21 protein-coding genes are annotated in these 17177 nt (G+C 70.2%); 11 read left to right on the top strand and 10 right to left on the bottom strand.

The features are described 5' to 3' along the window. Positions 1-65 precede the first annotated feature (65 nt). The gene (locus ACQPXM_RS07160) at positions 66-665 is read left to right on the top strand and encodes a ClpP family protease (RefSeq protein ID WP_432946032.1); all 600 of its coding nucleotides are present in this window, start codon (positions 66-68) and stop codon (positions 663-665) included. After that, a complete protein-coding gene (locus ACQPXM_RS07155; RefSeq protein WP_432946030.1) occupies positions 662-1279 on the top strand; it encodes a ClpP family protease in 618 nt (205 codons plus the stop codon). Before ACQPXM_RS07160 ends, ACQPXM_RS07155 begins: the two co-directional genes overlap by 4 nt. Before the next feature lie 22 nt (positions 1280-1301). Here ACQPXM_RS07155 and ACQPXM_RS07150 read toward each other — a convergent pair whose 3' ends face one another. The 3 genes from ACQPXM_RS07150 to ACQPXM_RS07140 are packed head-to-tail and all read right to left on the bottom strand — an operon-like array spanning position 1302 to position 2384. Beyond that, positions 1302-1637 carry a YnfA family protein gene (locus ACQPXM_RS07150; RefSeq protein WP_432946028.1) on the bottom strand — a complete coding sequence of 112 codons (336 nt, stop codon included), beginning with the start codon at positions 1635-1637 and terminating at the stop codon, positions 1302-1304. 25 nt (positions 1638-1662) lie between these two features. Next, positions 1663-2076 carry a MerR family transcriptional regulator gene (locus ACQPXM_RS07145; RefSeq protein ID WP_432946026.1) on the bottom strand — a complete coding sequence of 138 codons (414 nt, stop codon included), beginning with the start codon at positions 2074-2076 and terminating at the stop codon, positions 1663-1665. Beyond that, entirely contained in the window at positions 2073-2384 is a 312-nt protein-coding gene (locus ACQPXM_RS07140; protein WP_432946024.1) for a hypothetical protein, read from the bottom strand. The genes ACQPXM_RS07145 and ACQPXM_RS07140 overlap by 4 nt, the downstream gene beginning before the upstream one ends. A gap of 68 nt (positions 2385-2452) precedes the next feature. Between ACQPXM_RS07140 and ACQPXM_RS07135 the strand changes: the two genes are divergently transcribed. Next, a complete protein-coding gene (locus tag ACQPXM_RS07135) occupies positions 2453-3274 on the top strand; it encodes a TIGR03619 family F420-dependent LLM class oxidoreductase (RefSeq protein ID WP_432946022.1) in 822 nt (273 codons plus the stop codon). A 59-nt stretch (positions 3275-3333) separates the two neighbouring features. Continuing rightward, positions 3334-4074, top strand: coding sequence for an alpha/beta fold hydrolase (locus tag ACQPXM_RS07130; RefSeq protein ID WP_432946020.1), 741 nt, complete (start codon positions 3334-3336; stop codon positions 4072-4074). Positions 4075-4136: 62 nt separating this feature from the next. On the opposite strand, the gene ACQPXM_RS07125 is transcribed toward ACQPXM_RS07130, so the two are convergent. From ACQPXM_RS07125 to ACQPXM_RS07100, 6 genes are all read right to left on the bottom strand, one after another. Then, positions 4137-5459, bottom strand: a complete 1323-nt coding sequence (locus tag ACQPXM_RS07125; RefSeq protein WP_432946018.1) for an aminopeptidase C — start codon at positions 5457-5459, stop codon at positions 4137-4139. 117 nt (positions 5460-5576) lie between these two features. Continuing rightward, positions 5577-6185, bottom strand: a complete 609-nt coding sequence (locus ACQPXM_RS07120; RefSeq protein ID WP_432946016.1) for a hypothetical protein — start codon at positions 6183-6185, stop codon at positions 5577-5579. 104 nt (positions 6186-6289) lie between these two features. Continuing rightward, positions 6290-6451, bottom strand: a complete 162-nt coding sequence (gene rpmF / locus ACQPXM_RS07115) for a 50S ribosomal protein L32 (protein WP_077012493.1) — start codon at positions 6449-6451, stop codon at positions 6290-6292. A gap of 86 nt (positions 6452-6537) precedes the next feature. Continuing rightward, positions 6538-6891, bottom strand: a complete 354-nt coding sequence (locus ACQPXM_RS07110) for a hypothetical protein (protein ID WP_432946014.1) — start codon at positions 6889-6891, stop codon at positions 6538-6540. Between the two features lie 65 nt (positions 6892-6956). After that, positions 6957-7613, bottom strand: a complete 657-nt coding sequence (locus ACQPXM_RS07105) for a response regulator (RefSeq protein ID WP_077012496.1) — start codon at positions 7611-7613, stop codon at positions 6957-6959. Further along, complete coding sequence (locus ACQPXM_RS07100; RefSeq protein ID WP_432946011.1) at positions 7610-9256, bottom strand: ATP-binding protein; 1647 nt, start codon at positions 9254-9256, stop codon at positions 7610-7612. The genes ACQPXM_RS07105 and ACQPXM_RS07100 overlap by 4 nt, the downstream gene beginning before the upstream one ends. Before the next feature lie 206 nt (positions 9257-9462). Here ACQPXM_RS07100 and ACQPXM_RS07095 point away from each other — a divergent pair, with 206 nt between their 5' ends. The 7 genes from ACQPXM_RS07095 (at position 9463) to ACQPXM_RS07065 (ending at position 16080) form a co-directional block, all read left to right on the top strand. Further along, positions 9463-10818, top strand: coding sequence for a PspC domain-containing protein (locus ACQPXM_RS07095; RefSeq protein WP_432946009.1), 1356 nt, complete (start codon positions 9463-9465; stop codon positions 10816-10818). Then, positions 10815-10994: a hypothetical protein gene (locus ACQPXM_RS07090; RefSeq protein ID WP_432946007.1), complete on the top strand. Its 180-nt coding sequence runs from the start codon at positions 10815-10817 to the stop codon at positions 10992-10994. Before ACQPXM_RS07095 ends, ACQPXM_RS07090 begins: the two co-directional genes overlap by 4 nt. Before the next feature lie 201 nt (positions 10995-11195). Next, complete coding sequence (locus ACQPXM_RS07085; RefSeq protein ID WP_432946005.1) at positions 11196-12347, top strand: Cmx/CmrA family chloramphenicol efflux MFS transporter; 1152 nt, start codon at positions 11196-11198, stop codon at positions 12345-12347. A gap of 176 nt (positions 12348-12523) precedes the next feature. Then, a complete protein-coding gene (locus ACQPXM_RS07080) occupies positions 12524-12724 on the top strand; it encodes a cold shock domain-containing protein (RefSeq protein ID WP_077012502.1) in 201 nt (66 codons plus the stop codon). A gap of 97 nt (positions 12725-12821) precedes the next feature. Then, positions 12822-13970 carry an L-histidine N(alpha)-methyltransferase gene (locus ACQPXM_RS07075; protein ID WP_432946003.1) on the top strand — a complete coding sequence of 383 codons (1149 nt, stop codon included), beginning with the start codon at positions 12822-12824 and terminating at the stop codon, positions 13968-13970. Then, a complete protein-coding gene (locus tag ACQPXM_RS07070; protein ID WP_432946002.1) occupies positions 13967-14749 on the top strand; it encodes a hypothetical protein in 783 nt (260 codons plus the stop codon). The genes ACQPXM_RS07075 and ACQPXM_RS07070 overlap by 4 nt, the downstream gene beginning before the upstream one ends. Positions 14750-14853: 104 nt before the next feature. After that, positions 14854-16080: an MFS transporter gene (locus tag ACQPXM_RS07065; RefSeq protein WP_432946000.1), complete on the top strand. Its 1227-nt coding sequence runs from the start codon at positions 14854-14856 to the stop codon at positions 16078-16080. Here the strand turns inward: ACQPXM_RS07065 and ACQPXM_RS07060 are convergent. Beyond that, positions 16052-17089, bottom strand: coding sequence for a zinc-binding dehydrogenase (locus ACQPXM_RS07060; RefSeq protein ID WP_432945998.1), 1038 nt, complete (start codon positions 17087-17089; stop codon positions 16052-16054). The two genes, ACQPXM_RS07065 and ACQPXM_RS07060, sit on opposite strands and share 29 nt — an antisense overlap. Positions 17090-17177: the final 88 nt, after the last annotated feature.

Here is a 17177-nt window from a genome sequence, read left to right as displayed (position 1 = left end):
GAGAGCAGAGTTGCTGGGAGCAGAAAAGCTGGGGTACGGCGTACCGGCGCGGTCATGGTGGACGCATGGCTGATGACAACAAAGCGCCCATGTTCGGGGAGCAGGCTCGGTTACAACTGTTGCGGCGGCGGGTGGTCGTGCTGGACGGGGTGTTGAACGACGACAACGGGACGTTGCTCGCGACGCAGATACTGACCTTGGCGGCGGAGGATCCGGAGACCGATATCGCGTTGTGGATCCATTCGCTGGGTGGGTCGGTGCCGTCGATGCTGGCGATCAGGGACGTGATGCGGCTGGTGCCGTGTGACGTCGCGACGGTCGCGTTGGGGCTGGCGTGCAGTGCGGGCCAGTTCCTGCTGTCGGCGGGGACGAAGGGCAAGCGGCACGCGTTGCCGCACGCGCGGGTGCTGATGCACCAGGGGTCGGCGGGCATCGGCGGGTCGGCGGTGGAGATCGAGATCCAGGCCAACGACCTGCGGCACATCCGCGACACCGTGCTCGGCCTGATCGCCGACGACACCGGGCAGCCGGTGGAGACCGTGTACGAGGACTCGCTGCACGACCACTGGTACACCGCGCGGGAGGCGATCGAGTTCGGGTTCGTCGATCACCTGGTCGAGTCGTTCGACCAGGTCATGCCGGTACGGACGGAGGCCGCCCGATGAGCACCTACACGATTCCCAACGTGATCACCCAGAGTCCGCGCGGTGAGCGGATCATGGACGTCTACTCGCACCTGCTGTCCGAGCGCATCATCTACCTCGGCACCGGCATCGACGCCGGCGTCGCGAACGCGATGATCGCCCAGCTCCTGCACCTGGAGGCGGACAAACCCGAGCAGCCGATCAACCTCTACATCAACTGCGAGGGCGGCGACATGACCGCGATGCTCGCGATCTACGACACCATGCAGTACATCAGTTCGCCGATCGCGACGTTCTGCATCGGCCAGGCGATCGCCGCCGGAGCGGTGCTGCTCGCGGCGGGTGAGCCCGGTCAGCGCGCCGTCGTGCCGCACGCCCGCGTCGTATTGCACCAGCCCGCGGCCCGCGGCCAGGGCACGATCCCCGACCTGATCCTGCAGGCCGACGAGGTGGTGCGCGTCCGGGCCGAGGTCGAGGAGATCCTCGCCGCCCACACCGGCCAGACGGTCGAACGCCTGCGCCACGACACCGATCGCGATCACGTGCTCAGAGCCGAGGCGGCCCGCGACTACGGCATCGTCGACACGGTCATCCAGCACCGCCGGGCGCTCACCACCTTCGCCGCCGCCCGCTGATCACCAGTACGCCGTACGCCGCTCAGGTGCTGCGTGGCGCGTACATGATCACGACGACGCCGACGAGGCAGATCGCCGCCCCGACCAGGTCCCACCGGTCGGGGCGGAAGCGGTCGACCAGCACGCCCCACGCGAGCGAACCGGCCACGAAAACTCCGCCGTACGCGGCGAGGATGCGGCCGAAGTTCGGGTCGGGCTGGAAGGTCGCGACGAAGCCGTACGCGCCGAGCGCGAGCACTCCACCGGCGATCCACCACAGCCCGCGGTGCTCGCGCCAGCCCTGCCAGATCAGCCAGGCGCCACCGATCTCGGCGATCGCGGCCAGCACGAACAGCGCGATCGAGCGAACGACGGTCATCGGCTGCCACCCCGGGTGACGCCGTTCATCCGCGAGCGTCCAGGACCAGCGGGCAGTCGGGCGTCGTGACACACGTCTCGAGGTCGTCGCAGCCTGCGGCCAGTGCAGCCCTGAGGGTGCCGGCGACGGTGGTGAGGTCGGCGATCTTGGCTTCCACGTCGGCCAGTTTCGCTTGGGTCGAGGCCCGCAGCCCGGCTCCCTCGCCGGGACGGTGCTGATGACGGGCGCTCGCGAGCAACTCCGCGATCTCCGCCAGCGTGAACCCGAGCCGCTGCGCGGCCTTGATCGTCCGCAGCGTGGTGACGGCCTGCTCGGGATAGACGCGGTGCCCGCCCAGCGTGCGCTCGGGTTCGTCGAGCAGGCCGCGCCGTTCGTAGTACCGCAGCGTCTGCAGGTTGACCCCCGCCGCGGCCGCGACCTGCCCGGACCGAAGGCTCATCGCGCCAGCCGCTCGGCGAACGCGTCCAGTACGGCGGTCTGCGCAGCCGGAACCGTGACACCGAGCACAAGCCCCGAGCCGCCAGGAGTCACCGTGAACGCGAAGAACGAGCAGCACCTCGTCTCCCGCGCGATCAAATCATCCAACTCCGGCCGCGCGTCGGGCGCCAACTCCACCTCGATCGTCGCGGGCCCGGTACGCCGTACGGACCGCAGCGTGCGAGCGAAGAGCCGGTCGAACTCGGCCACCCGCAGCGGCTGCTCGGCAGTCGGCAAGGTGCAGGCCTCGGGAACCCAAGCTGTGCTCATGCCTCGACGGTAAACCCGTACCCAAGTACCGGATACAACCCCTCAGTGGGCCGGTTAGGGTCGTCCGCATGGTGGAGCTTCAAGTGGTGTTGCCGGACGAGTCGGCGGCGATGAGTCCCGAGCGGCTGGTCGAGCTGGCGGTCGTCGCCGAGGAGCTCGGCTACGGCACTGCGTGGTTGCCCGACCATTTGCTGCCGCCGGGCGCATTCGGTTCGACGTACGGCGGTGTGTACGAGCCGTTGGTGACGATCGGATACCTGGCCGCGCGGACGACCCGAATCCGTTTCGGCACCTCGGTGCTGGTGCTGCCGATGCGAAGCCCGTACGTCGTCGCCAAGCAGGCCGCGACGCTGCATCGGCTGTCGGGCGAGCGCCTCGTCCTCGGCATCGGTGCCGGCTGGGAGGCGGCCGAGTTCGCAGCGGTGGGTGCGTCCTTCGAGGACCGCGGCCGCCGGACGGACGAGTCGCTCGCGATCATCCGCGGCCTGTTCGCGGGCGAGGATCGCGACGGCGTCTTCGAGCCGAAACCGCGCACAACCGTTCCGATCATGATCGGTGGCACGACCAGGCCCGCACTCCGCCGGGCAGCTCGCTTCGGCGACGAGTGGCAGGGCCTGGGCCTGGACGCGGCAGGCTTCGCCGCAACCGTGGCGCGTCTGCAGGCACTGAGCGCCGAACCGGAGGGTCCGAGCCGATCGCCGAACGCCGCCGTGCGACCGGTCCGGGTCGGCACGCGGCTCGACTGGTCCAGCGGCGAACCGGTTCCGATCGTCGAGGCCGCCCACGAGCTCGCCGCCGCTGGGGCCGAGACGATCGCGATCTCGTTCGGCGACGAGCAGGAGGCCCTGGATCGGATGACGCGCTTCTACGCCCTGTTCACGGCTGCTTGATCTTGTGACATTGGCCTAAACGATTTGCGGCCCCGCTCGCCAGCGGCGAGGCTCCTCGCATGACGATTGAACACGAGGTGGTCGGCACCGGACCGACGGTGCTGCTGGTCCACGCCGGAGTGGCCGATGCGCGGATGTGGGCGGCCCAGGTGGAGGACCTTCGGCGGGACCACCAGGTGATCACCGTCGATCTGCGGGGTTACGGGCGGACGCCGCTCGAGCCGGGCGCGAAGTACTCCGACGCGGGGGATCTGCTCGAGGTGATCGAGGGGTACGAGCCGGTCGCCGTGGTCGGGGCCTCGTACGGCGGGAACGTCGTGCTGCAGGCGGTGAGCCGGGCGCCGGAGCGGTTCAGCCGGGTGGTGTTGCTGGCACCGCCGGTGGATGGCGTCGAGCCGACCGACGACCTGCGCGCCCTGTGGGCGGGAGAGAACGAACTGCTCGAGAAGGGCGACGTCGACGGCGCGACCGCGCTCAACGTGCGGACCTGGCTCGGGCCCGAGGCCGGCGACGACGCGCGGGAGCTGTTGCACACGATGCAGAAGAACGCGTTCGAGCTGCAGCTCGCGGCGGGCGACGTGGACAACGAGGAGTACGACGTGACGCCGGAGCGGATCACCGTGCCGGTCAAGTTGTTCGTGGGGGCGCACGACCTGGAGTTCTTCCGGCTCGGCGCTCAGCACCTGGCCGGGCAGCTGAGCGACGTCGAGTTCACCGAGCTGCCGTGGGCCGGTCATCTTCCGACCCTGGAGCGCCCGGCCGAAGGCGTCGCGCTCGTCCGCGGCGCACTGACCAGCTGACGCCGGACACGACAGCGGGCCCCGGACAAGGTCCAGGGCCCGCTGTCACGTCGTACCGGAGCTCAGTCCGCGAGCGCACCCATCGGGTCCCACGCGGGCAGCACGATCGGGGTCTCGTCGAAGGCCGCCTGCAGCTCGGCCGGCAGCGCCGACTTGCGGACCGCGATCTCGAACACGTGCTCGCCGAACCACGAGTCGTTCATCGTCCAGAAGCCGTTGTCGGCCTTCTCGTCGCCCCAGCTGTTCTCGACCCGCCAGCGCCGCGGCTTGCCGTCGAGCACGTCGACGCCGGTGAACAGCATCGCGTGCGTCATCAGCGTCTCGTGGTGCAGCAGCCGCTCGGCCTTGTCCAGGGTGAACTCGGTGTCGTACACGGCCTCGAAGTCGTACAGCTTGGCGTCCCAGTAGCCGAGGTCGGCCGACATCTGCTTGCCGACGTCGCAGCCGAACCAGACCGGCTCGCCACCGACGATCGCGTCCTGGGCGAGCTGCTTCATCAGGTCCATCTCGACGTTCAGGTAGACCACCGGCGGCGCGTCGATCACGTTGCCGAGGTAGTCGACGGTGAAGGTCTTGCCGGTCGGGCTGGACTCGCGCGGGTCGTGCACGATGCAGACGTAGTCGTCGACCGGCAGCGTCACGTACGCCGCGGCGAACTCGGCCGGCGTCGTCCAGCCGTCGCGGTGGAAGGCCTTGTCGCTGTCCTTCCACTGCCACAGGAACTTCTGCGGCGGCGTGCCCAGGTGGATGCTCAGCACCCGGTGGATGGTGGTCAGCAGCTCGGCCTTGCGGGCGCGCTGGGCCTCGACGTCGCCGAGCGTGCGCAGGTCGCGAGCACCCTGGCGGAGCAGCTTGCGCAGGGTGTCGTTCATCTGGGCGGTCGCCGACGAGCTCTCGGTCTCCGGCATCGCCGACTTCGGCACCAAGCCGTGCTTGCGGACCAGCGCGACGAACATGTTCCACTGGCCGCCGTCACCGATCGGGTCGGACAGCAGGTGCGCCACGGTCCGGTCGTCGACGTCGCGGTCGGTGGTCTCGATGACCGCCTCGAGGAAGAAGTTGGCGCGCTCGAACTTGTCCCAGAACAGCAGGTAGTTCTGGGAGAACTCGAAGTCCTTCACGCCGAGCTTCTCGGCGGCGCCGACCCGGAGCAGGTTCAGGCCCGCGAACAGCCAGCACCGGCCGCTCTTCTTCTGGTTGGTCACCTTCCAGTCGTCCAGCAGGTTCGACACCGAGTGGTCGATCGAGGTGACGACCTGGCGATCCAGGGCGATCTTGGTGACCGGCGTTTCCGTGACGGCGTTCTGCATCACCCGGTACTGCGGGTTCGACGCGAACTCCTTCTCGAAGAGCGCCAGCTGTTCGGCAGTGAGATTCCGCTCCATAGCAGTCGACGGTATAACAGCGGCAAAGCCGTCCGCGCGTCGGCGGAGTGGCGCATGTGTGCCCTGTCTTCAACCCGCCAGCCACCGGGTACGGCGTACTGCTGTGCGCCCGCCGGATCAGGGTGTCAGGAAGCGGCGCGGATCGCCCGCCGCACTGGCCGTCGAGGCCAGCCAGGCGTTGAAGCCGACGGGATCGCGGCGTTCGAGTTCGTCCAGGTAGAGCTGGCGGAGGCGAACCAGCGGGAGGGCTCCCGACGAGGATGCCGCCCGGAGTTGCTGCCCGCTGAGGATCCACGCGCTGCAGAGCTCGGCGGTCGTCAACTGCCGTACGCGATCGGTGTCTTCCTTGGGTTCGTCCACCGGGCTGGAGCCCCAGCCGAGGCGTTTCGCCAGCGCGACGATCCGGCGAAGAACCGGCGGCGAGGCCAGGCCGAGCAGCATCGCCACGAGCAGCCCCGCGACGCCGAGCAACGAGCACAGACCACCGACCGCGACGACGCCGAGCGCGACCAGGTAGCCGTCCCGGACCGACCGCGTGAAACGGGTTTTCCGGCCGGCCGGCGTACCGTCGTGATCCTCGCGAGCGCACCACAGCACCGTCGACGCGACGAACCCGCCGACCAGCGGCAGCCCGATCAGCGACGACGTCGTCCACAACATCGCGGCCGCGACCAGTCCGAGCAGTCCCACGGCGGCCACGAAGCATCTCCAGACCAGCAGTCCCATCTCCGACCGCCTTCCCACCTCGGCTCACTGAGGCCGGGAGGTACCCCACCTGCGCCCGGTGTATGTCCGGCGCGACGGGTGGGTTCGGTGCCGCGGGACCGCGATCACTCGATCAGCCCGAGCTGGTAGGCCTTCACCAACCGGCGCGGCACCCGCAGTTGCCGTCCGTTCACGGTGATCGGCACCAGATCCACCGGCGCCGCCTTCCACTGCGCCCGGCGACTGCGGGTGTTGGAGCGAGACATCTTGCGTTTCGGCACAGCCATGGTTCCTCCTGAGGACGATCCGGCGATGCTAATTGAAAACGATGTTCAACAACAACGGAGGTCCGCATGGCCGGACCGGCGGCAGGTCAGTGCCAGAAGACGGCGATGATCGCGTTCAGCAGGGTGAGGCCGCCGATGGTCATCAGCATGCCGCGGGTGATCGACGGGCGGCGGCGCCACAGGAACAGCAGGACCGTGATCACCAGGACGACGACGAGCTTCACGCCGATCTTGGTGTTGTCGACGGTGAAGTCGTCGTCCTTCACGCCGGAGGCCAGGCCGACCAGCAGGACGCCGGTGACCAGTTGGGTCAGGGCGCCGTGCAGCATCGCGTTGTTGACGACCGGCTCGCGGGTCTTCAGCTGGGTGAAGAACCCGCCGAACAGCGCGGCGAAACCGACCAGGTGCAGCAGGGTGAGCACGTCGTGCAGGAAATCCATGCCCACACCCTAGAGATCCCCGGCCGGCGACTCGCCGTACCGGGTCGGTCCCGCCGGACCGGGGGTCAGACCAAGCGGCGGTCCGTGGCCCAGCGGGTGAGTTCGTGCCGGTTGGACAGCTGCAGCTTGCGCAGCACCGAGGAGACGTGGGTCTCGACGGTCTTCACCGAGATGAACAGCTCACGGGCCACTTCCTTGTACGCGTAGCCGCGCGCGATCAGCCGCAGTACCTCGCGCTCGCGCTGCGACAGCCGGTCGAGGTCCTCGTCCACCGCCGCGATGTCGATCGCCCCGGAGAACGCGTCCAGCACGAAGCCGGCCAGCCGCGGCGAGAACACCGCGTCGCCGTCGGCGACCCGGCCGATCGCGTCGACCAGCTCGGTGCCGCTGATGTTCTTGGTGACGTAGCCGCGGGCGCCGGCCCGGATCACGCCGATCACGTCCTCGGCCGCGTCCGACACCGACAGCGCCAGGAACTTGATCTCCGGGTGCCGCTGGTGCACCTGCTTCATCACCTCGGTGCCACCACCACCGGGCAGGTGGACGTCGAGCAGGACCACGTCCGGCTCGGTCGCCACGATCGCCTTCACCGCGCTGTCGACGTCGGCGCCCTCGCCGACGATCTCCACCGCCGCGCCGATCTCGCTGCGTACCCCGGCCCGGAACATGTCGTGGTCGTCGACGACGACCACTCGCCGCCGGCCGCTCTCACTCAGGCTCATCTGTCCATCTCCAGTCGCACTTCGGTGCCTGTCTCCGGGCTCGACCGCACCGTCGCGCGGCCGCCGTGCCGTTCCATCCTGCCCATCACACTGTGCCGCAGTCCCAGCCGGTCCTCCGGGACGCCGTCGGTGTCGAAGCCCTTGCCGCGGTCGCGGACGAACATCTCGGCCCGGTCCCCGTCCACCTCGACGAACACGTCGATCTTGTCCGCGCCCGAGTGCTTGGCCGCGTTGACCATCGACTCCCGCGCCGCCCGGACCATCGCCGACAGCTCCTCGGTCAGGTCGCAGTCGCCGACCGTGACCACCTCGACCGGTACGCCGTGGGAGTCCTCCACCTCGGCCGCCGCGCGTTTGGCCGCGCCGGCCAGGGTCTTGTCGGTCTTGTCGTCCTCGTCGTACAGCCACGACCGCAGCTCGCGCTCCTGGGACCGGGCCAGCCGGGTCACCGCGCGGGGATCGGAGGCCTGCTTCTGGATCAGGGCCAGCGTCTGCAGCACCGAGTCGTGCAGGTGCGCGGCCATGTCGGCGCGTTCCTGGGAGCGGATCCGTTCGCTGCGCTCGGCGTTCAGGTCGCGGCTCAGCCGGTGCACCCACGGGCCGGCGATGACGCCGAGGCCGACCACCGCGAGCAGCAGCGCGACCAGCACGTCACCGACCTGGGACAGCCGGCCGTTCTGCACCAGGAACACGGTGACCGCGGTGCCGAGCAGGATCACACCGACCACGACCCGGACGATCGACTTCATCCCGCCCTTGCCGAGCAGGTTGCCGAGTGTCGGTGCCTTGTTGGTCCAGGCGGCCTTCTGGGTCTCGTCGGCCTGCCGCCAGATCAGCGCGAGGCCGGTGCCGGCGAAGACCAGCGGCCAGAACATCTTGCCCGCGATCCCGAGCCCGGCGGCCTGCAGGAGCAGCAGTACGCCGGCGGCGACGACCACCAGCGCGATCACCTGACCGCGGTTCTTCTCCCGGCGGCGGGATCTGGCTTCGCTGACCGGCGGCGGGACCTGGTCGGACCGCATGTTCTGCCGCGTCGCCGCGGCGAGGCCCGGCGCGGACGGAACAGCCGGCGCGGCGAGCGGCATCAGGAACCAGAGCGCCGCGTAGATCAGTACGCCGAACCCGCCGAACACCGTCGCGCCGATGAACACCAGCCGTACGGCGACGTCCGACACGTTGAGGTGGTCGGCGATACCGCCGGCGACGCCGCTGACGACGCGTCCGTCCGAGCGCCGGTAGGCCCGGCGCACCGGCGGCGCTTCACTCGCCGGCGGCGGCCCGTACGGCGGCGGTGTGCCGGGCCCGTACGGCGGCGGTGTGCCCGGCCCGTACGACGAACCCGCGGTACCCGGCCCGTAAGGCGGACCCGCCGGACCAGGCCCGTAGCCCGCGCCCGATCCCGCCGCGCCCGGCCCGTACGCCGTACCGAATCCTGCCGGCCCACCCGGCGTACCGACGGAGCCCGGACCCGCCTGCGCGTGACCGAAATTCCCCGCACCGGCGTGACCGCCGTGCATCCCAGCGGCGGCGCCGATGGGCTGGTCGCTGCCGTGGCCGGGCTGGTTCTGGCCGTGCGGCGGCGCGGAGGGAGCCCCGGAACCCGGGGATCCGCCCGTCGGCGCGGCAGCGGCTGGTTGGCTCATCCCCACGATCGTCACATGTGGACCGGGCCGACACCAGCAGGCTTGTCCCCGGCCGCCACCTCAACGACGGGCCCACGCGCTCAGGGTCGGCTCGGGGACAACCCGGAGCCGACCGCTCACGACGGCCTCAGGGCGGGGAGTTCCAGGGGTCGGCGCAGGGGGATCCCCGATGCCGCCGGCGCCCCGCGCGGGACACTATCGATGTCATGGAGCAGAACCCGAGCGGCTTCGATCGCAACCAGCTGCACAACGTGCAGAGCTGGCGCCGGAGCAGGAGCGACCGGATGGTGGCCGGCGTGTGCGGCGGCATGGCCCGCGCGCTGAACGTCGACCCGGTGCTGGTCCGCGTCGTGATGGCGGTGCTGGTCCTCAGCGGTCCGGGCATCCTGTTCTACGCGGCCGGCTGGATCCTGATGCCGGACGAGGGCTCCGACAAGGCGCCCGTCGAAGGCCTGCTCGGCAACCGCGTCCCGACCAACCACCCGTGGCTGTGGCCGGTGGTGCTCGGCTTCTGCGTGTTCGTCGCGATCGTGGTGATGTCGTCGTTCGACTCCGGCAAGCTGATCCCCGGCCCGCTGGTGGTGCTCGGACTGCTCTGGCTGTTCGTGTTCCGCCGCAAGCCGAAGAACGGCTCCTCGCACTGGTCCCACACCGGCATGGGCATGCACGGCATGAACCGGCCGCAGGACACCGGCCCGGCCGCACCGCAGCAGCCCGGCTCCACGGCGTACGGGACCGCGCCGTACGGGCAGACCACGCCGCAGACCTCCCAGTACGTCGGCCAGCAGACTCCCCCGAACGGCCCGCCACCTCCCCCGGCGGGTCCGTCGTCCTCGGCCCCCCGGCGACCTCAGGACCGCACCGTCGAATCGGTCCAGCCGGTGTGGACCGAGGACGACCCCCTCGGTCTGTACGTCGACGAGCCGCCCGCCGCCCCGGCCGCGACGCGGGTCAGCGAACCGCCGGTCAAGGGCATGCGCGGGGTGAAGTCCGCCGTGGTCGCGCTGACCGGGCTCGCGATCGGCATCGCCTGGCTGGCCGGTGCGGGAACGCCCGCCATCCTCGCGATCGGGGTGGCCACGCTCGGCGCCGGAATGCTGATCGGCGGCTTCGTCGGCCGGACCATGGCGCTGCTGCCGCTCGGCATCCTGCTGGCGGCCGGCGTCGCGGTCAGCACGGTCTTCCCGAACATGCCGCGCGACTTCAAGGACGTCAACGTGGTCGCGACGCCGGACCACCCGGTCACCTCGACCAGCAACAACTACACGTTCGACGCCGGCGCGGTGAAGCTCGACCTGACCAAGACGACGTTCGCGCCCGGCGCGAAGATCACCATCGACGGTGGCGTCGGTGAGGTCGTGCTGAAGGTGCCGGCCGACGTCGACCTCACCGGTACGCTGAGCGCGCAGACCGGCGAGGTGGTCGGCCTGGCGCAGCGCGAAGGCGGTCACGACGCGAACGTCACGCTGAACGACCTCGGCGCGGACGGCAAGGCCGGACCCAGCAAGCTCGCGCTCGACGTACAGCTCAAGCTCGGCAGCATCACGGTGGAGCGCGGATGAGGAAAACGAAGGCGGACGTGCCCGGTGTCATCACCGGCACCGTGCTGACCGGCGCCGCGACCATCTACCTGCTCAACGACCAGGGCCTGGTGCAGACCGACGACCTCGGCTTCACCGCCGCGATCCTCCTGGTCGTCGCCGGCGCGGTCGGCCTGGCCGCCTCGCGCCGGAGTTAATGCTTTGCCGTTGCGCGACCGGCACTTCTAGGCTTCGGGGCGTGTCCACCCCCGAGGCCGACAGAGGCTAGCCACCGACCGCTCGGTGGCTGCGCTGCTTCGATCCACAGCCTTTCCGGGCCGTCGGCGATGACTTTCCTCGCGCGGCGGTGACACCTGCTGCTCCGCCGCGTCCATCGCTCTCGTGGTGCGGAGTTCTCGATGCCTTTCCTGCTGTACCTGCTCGCTCTGGCCGTGTTCGCCCAGGCGACCTCGGAGTTCATGCTGTCCGGCCTCACGCCGGAGATCGCCACCGATCTGGCCGTCTCGATCCCGGCCGCGGGCTGGCTCACCTCGGCGTTCGCGCTCGGCATGGTCGTCGGCGCGCCGGCGATCGCCGTGCTCGGCCGCCGCTGGCCCCGGCGTACGACGTTGCTGTCGACACTGACCGTCTTCCTGCTCGCCCACGTCGTCGGCGCGCTCTCCGACGACTTCACCGTTCTGCTGATCACCCGGCTGCTTGCCGCGCTGTCCAATGCGGGGTTCCTTGCCGTCGCGCTCGCCACCGCGACCACGCTGGTTTCCGCCGACGCCAAGGGCCGTGCGACCGCCGTACTGCTGGCCGGTACGACGCTCGCCTGCATCGCCGGCGTACCGGCCGGGGCTTGGCTCGGGCAACACTTCGGCTGGCGTTCGGCGTTCTGGGCGGTCGCGTTGATCTGCTTGCCTGCTTTGCTGGCCATCCTCCGATCCCTTCCCCGGGCCGGCACAAGTCAGCCGCCCCTAACGCGGCTCCGGCCGACGCGGCGCCTGGTCGTCCTGCTGCTGCTCGGCGCATTGGTGAACGGGGCAACCTTCTGCACCTTCACCTATCTGGCTCCGATCCTGACCGGCGTCACCGGGCTCGATCGCTCGTGGATCCCTGCCCTGCTGGCGCTCTTCGGCCTGGGCTCGTTCGCCGGTGTCACCCTCGCCGGCCGGTACGCCGACCGGCGGGCGCACGGCGTACTGGTTGCCGCCGGGTGTGCGCTGCTGCTCGGGTGGTGCGTGTTCGCCGCGACTGCGCAGGTGATCGGGTTCGCGATCGGACTGGTCTTCCTGCAAGGCCTGCTGTCGTTCGCGGTGGGGTCGGCGTTGATCTCGCTCGCGCTGTACGCCGCGGCCGAGTCGCCTGTGCTGGCAGGCGGTCTGGCCACTGCCGCGCTCAACGTCGGCGCCGTGGTGGGGCCGGTGGCGGGTGGATTCGGCATCGAGGTGGCGGGCGATCGGGCGCCGTTGTGGTGCAGTGCGGTGCTCGTCGCGGCCGCGCTGGCAGTGGCTGGTGTCGCGCGCGCTCTGGCCCGGTCGAGGCGGGTCGAGCCCGTCGTGCGGTGACCGGCGCGACGCCGACTGGCTCGGCGTACGGCGAAGCGGCGCAACGCGGACCGGTCCGGCGTACGCGGGCGGCTTCGGCTAGTCTGGTGGACCGCTCGGCACGGCCGGACTCCGGCCGACGGGCACCGGAGGGACCCGAGTGCAGCGGGTCCCGTTGAGGGGCACGGGAGTTTCCAATGGTGCGCGGCACCGTGAAGTGGTTCAACGCCGACAAGGGTTACGGGTTCCTGGCGGTCGAGGGACAGGACGACGTGTTCGTCCACTGGAGCCGGATCGTCTCCGACGGCTACAAGACGCTCGAGGACGGGCAGCAGGTCGAGTTCGAGGTCGTCGACGGTCCGAAGGGCCGCGAGGCCGACGCGGTCACCCCGGTCTGACCCCGGCGTCCGCGACGCGGGAGCGGGTTTCCAGGCCTGCGGTGGTCGGCGGCAACCGATAACCTGACGGCCCACGCCTTTGGGAGGGGTTGCCGCGGTGAGCGAGCCGGTGCACGTGATCAGGAAGCTCGAGAAGGCCCTGGCCGACGACGACTTCGCCTGGTCGTTGCTGCTGGTCGGCGAGGACCAGACCGACAAGCTGGCCACGCTGACCGGCGACCTGCGCGGTCCGTACTCGACGACCGGCGACGGCAAGCAGATCGCGTCCGGCTTCTCCTACTGGGGCATCGGCCCGACGATCGCCTGGGCGAACGCGACCAACGACCCGTTCTACCTGGTGATGAAGGCCGGCGCCGAGTCGTTCCTGCGGCACTGGCGGCAGATCCGGCCGCACGTCGACCACGGTGGTTTCCACTTCGTCAGCCTCGGCGTCGGGACCGGCGTCAAGGACCGCACGATCCTGGCCGACCTGCACCGCTACAACCCGGACATGTTCTACATCCCGGTCGACATGAGCTCGGAGATGCTACGGCTGGGCCAGGTCGAGCCGGTCCGCGGCGCGGGCTTCCCGATGTCGCAGGTGCTGCCGGTCCAGCTCGACTTCTCGCTCGGCGACAACATGACCGAGCTCGGCCAGATGCTGGCCAAGCTGATCGGCGACGAGCCGATCCTGTACGGCCTGACCGGCAACACACTCGCCAACTTCGAGAGCGATCTCGAGCAGTTGCAGACCATCACCCGGGTGCTGCGCCCGCAGGACCGGCTGCTGCTCGAGGTCGCCAGCACCGACGCGCTGAACGAGCAGACCGCGAAGGAAGCCGCCGAGGAGTACCACCAGACCCGGGCGTTCGCGGAGTTCGTCACCAGCGCCCTGCGGTACAACACCGACCTGCGGATCGACAACGAGCATCTCGACTTCCGCGGCGAGATCGAGGACGACGACGCGCTGCTGGTGAAGATCGTCTGGCAGAACAACTCCCCCGACCCGATCGTGATGGGCCTGCCCGACCACACCGACGTCGTGCTGGAACGCGGCGACACGATCCTGCTCTACACGACCCGCAAGTTTTCCACCGAGCGGCTGAAGAAGCTCACGTCGGAGTGCGAGCTGACCCCGGTCAAGCACGTGCGCTCGCGGTTCCGCCACACCCGCAGGCCCAGTCCGTTCGGCCTCGACCTGCTGCTGCTCGCCCCCGGCTCGGCCCCTGACGCCGTCAGCACGCTGGCCGACGCCATCTGGAAATGAGCACCCCACCACCCGGTACGCCGGACCGCCCCGGCGCGGCGAAGCCTCGCGAAGCTGACCCTCTCGCCGGCGATTCCGGCGGACCCGCCCCGGACCGCCCCGGCCTCACCCCGCCCGAGCGCCAGATCGCCACCGCCCGGCTGCGAGTGCTCGGGCGGTTGCGCAAGCTGAGCCGGGTCCTTCCCGCGGCGGCGCGGCAGGGCACCTGGGCGGCGTACCGGCGCACGGTGGTGTCGGTGATCAGCTACGGGCTGCTGGCGGTCGCGTTCGTGCTCGGGGTGATCTGGTTCTTCCGGCCCGACAACAGTCGCTGGGAACCGGCGGTCAACTCGCTCACGCTGATCGCCGGCCTGACCGGCATCTTCGTCGAGCGCCTGACCGCCGCCGCCGAACGCCGCAGCGAGGTGCTCCGCGCGGTCGCCGACGAACTGCAGGAGAACACCCGCCTGCTCGCCGACGAACGCTTCTCACCCACCCCACCCAGCCACCGCCAGGTCTACCCCCGTCTGGTCGTCTCGGCCGTCGACCTCGCGCTCGTCTCCGGAGCCCTCGGCCTGCACCGCGACGCCGAGCTGGTCGGGCTGCTGCACCGCTGGCGCGACACCGTGCACCTGTTCAACCGCCGCCTCGACCTGACCGAGATCAGCACCTTCTCGAGCACGATCACCAGCGCCGAGCTCGCCGCGTTCCACCGTGCCCTGAACCACGAGAACAGCTACTTCGCCACCACCCGGCAGATGCTGAAGACCCTGCTCGACCGCCTGCCGAAGGACGCCTGACTTGCCGCGGGTTTCCAACTCCGGTAACGTGCCCCACCCCTAGCGACGAATTTTCCGAGAGCTGGAGAGTGGGGTCCGATCCCACCGAGTTCTTGGAGTTGCTCGTGTTACGGCATCACGATTTCCGGCTGCTGCTCGCCGGACAGACCACCAGCCAGTTGGGCGCCCAGGTCAGCGGCGTCGCCATCCCGCTGCTGGCGGTTCTCACCCTCGACGCCTCACCCTTCGAGCTGGGCCTGCTGAGTGCGTCGAGCACCCTCGCCTTCGCCCTGATCGGCCTGCCCGCGGGCGCCTGGGTCGACCGCTGGCGGCGCCGCCCGGTGCTGGTCGCTTCGGACCTGATCCGGTGCTTGCTCTTGGCAACCATCCCGGTCGCCGCCTGGGCCGGCGTGCTCACTGTCGCGCAGCTGATCGTGGTCAGTCTGCTGACCGGTTTCGCGCGGGTGTTCTTCGACGTCGGCTACCAGAGCTACCTGCCGACGGTGGTCGGCAAGGACCAGGTGCTGGCCGGAAACTCCAGCCTGGAAGCGATCCGCGCGTCCGGTCAGGTGGTCGGCCCGGGTCTGGGCGGCTGGCTCGTCGCGCTGATCGGCGCGGCGAACGTCGTACTGGTGCAGGCCGTCACGTTCGCCGTCTCCGCCGTCTGCCTGCTCGGCATCCGGACGCCGGAAGCCGCACCTCGCCGTACGAAGGACTCGATGCGGGTGCAGATCCGCGAAGGCCTGTCGTTCGTCTGGCGAACCCGCACCCTGGCCGCGCTCGTGCTGACCAGCGCGCTCGGCAACTTCGCCTTCGCGCTCGCCTCGGCGGTGACGATGATCTTTCTGATCCGCGACCTCGGACTGACCCCCACGCTGGTCGGCCTGGTCCTGGCCGGCGGCTCGCTGACCGTGGTGCTGGGCGCGGCGACGACTCCCCGGCTGGCCCGGCGGTTCGGGTCGGCGCGGATCATCTGGCTGGCACCGCTGGTCGTCGGCCCGTTCGGGGCGCTGGCTCCGCTCACCAGCGCGGACTGGCCGGTGTGGTTGATCGCACTGGTCATCCTGATCGGCACCGGCGCCGGCGAGTTCGGGCAGATCGTCTACGCCATCACGTCGGTGAGCCTGCGGCAGCGGCTGTGCCCGGACCACCTGCTCGGCCGGGTGAACGCGACCACGCGGTTCGCGATCATGGCGTTGTTCCCGCTCGGCGGGCTGCTCGGCGGCGTCCTGGGTGAGTACGCCGGTCCGCGCGTGACCTTGGCGGTCGCGCTCGGCCTGCTGGCCGCGTCGCCGCTGCCGGCGTACTTGGCGCTGCGGGGCGTCAGGGACGTCGAGCAGGTGGCTGGATAACCGTCACCCCGGCCGGCGTACCGGTGGTCAGCTCGTCGAGCGCCGCCGGTACGTCGTCCAGGGTGATCGTCCGGGTGATCAGGTCCTGCGGCCTCAGTACGCCGGACGCCACCAGGTCGAGCATCTCCGGATAGGTGTGCGCGGCCATGCCGTGACTGCCGAGCCACTGGAGTTCCTGGCCGATCAGGCGGGACACGTCGAGCTGTACGCCGGACGGCAGCAGCCCGACCTGCAGATGCCTACCCCGCGGCCGAAGGACGGCGAGCGCCTGGTGGACGATCGCGTTGGACCCCAGCGCGTCCATCGTCACGCGGGCGCCGCCGCCGGTCAGGTCGCGGAGCTCCTCGACCGCTGTCGGTCCAGCCTGCACGGTGTCCGCGGCGCCGTACTTCCGGGCCAGCTCCAGCGCCCCCGGATTGGTGTCCACGGCAACGACCCGGGCGCCGAGCGCGGCCGCGATCATCACCGCCGACAATCCCACGCCTCCGCACCCGAACACCACGACGTCCTCGCCGGCCCGCACCTTGCCCACCTGGTGCACCGCCCGGAACGAGGTCGCGAACCGGCACCCCAGCCCTGCCGCGGTGTCGAAACTCATCTCGTCCGGCAGCCGCACCAGATTCACCTGCGCGAACGGCAGTGCGACGTACTCCGCGAACGATCCCCAGTAGTTGAACCCAGGTTGCAGTTGATTCGGGCACACCTGCTGGTTGCCCTCCCGGCACTGCTCGCACTCCCCACACGCGCAGATGAACGGCGTCGTCACCCGATCACCGATCTCCCACCCGGTCACCCCGTCGCCGACCGCCGCGATCGTCCCCGCCAGCTCATGACCGGGCACGTGCGGCAGCACGATGTCCGAGTCATGCCCCTGCCACCCGTGCCAGTCACTGCGACACAACCCCGTCGCCTCGACCTTCAACACCACCCCACCAGCAGAAACCTCCGGCTCCGCCACCTCCCGCACCGCAGGCACCACCCCGAACCGCTCGACCACAATCGCTCGCATGCCGCCCATCCTCAGCCACCCACCCAGCCACCGCCACCCGGGGCCGACCTCCACCACCGATCAACCCCGCCTCGGGCACACGTCCGCA

This window comes from Kribbella sp. CA-253562, assembly GCF_050942265.1.
In the GTDB taxonomy this organism is placed as follows: Bacteria; Actinomycetota; Actinomycetes; order Propionibacteriales; family Kribbellaceae; genus Kribbella.
Note: the sequence above shows the minus strand (reverse complement) of the source record. Positions and strands in the feature narration are given on the sequence as shown.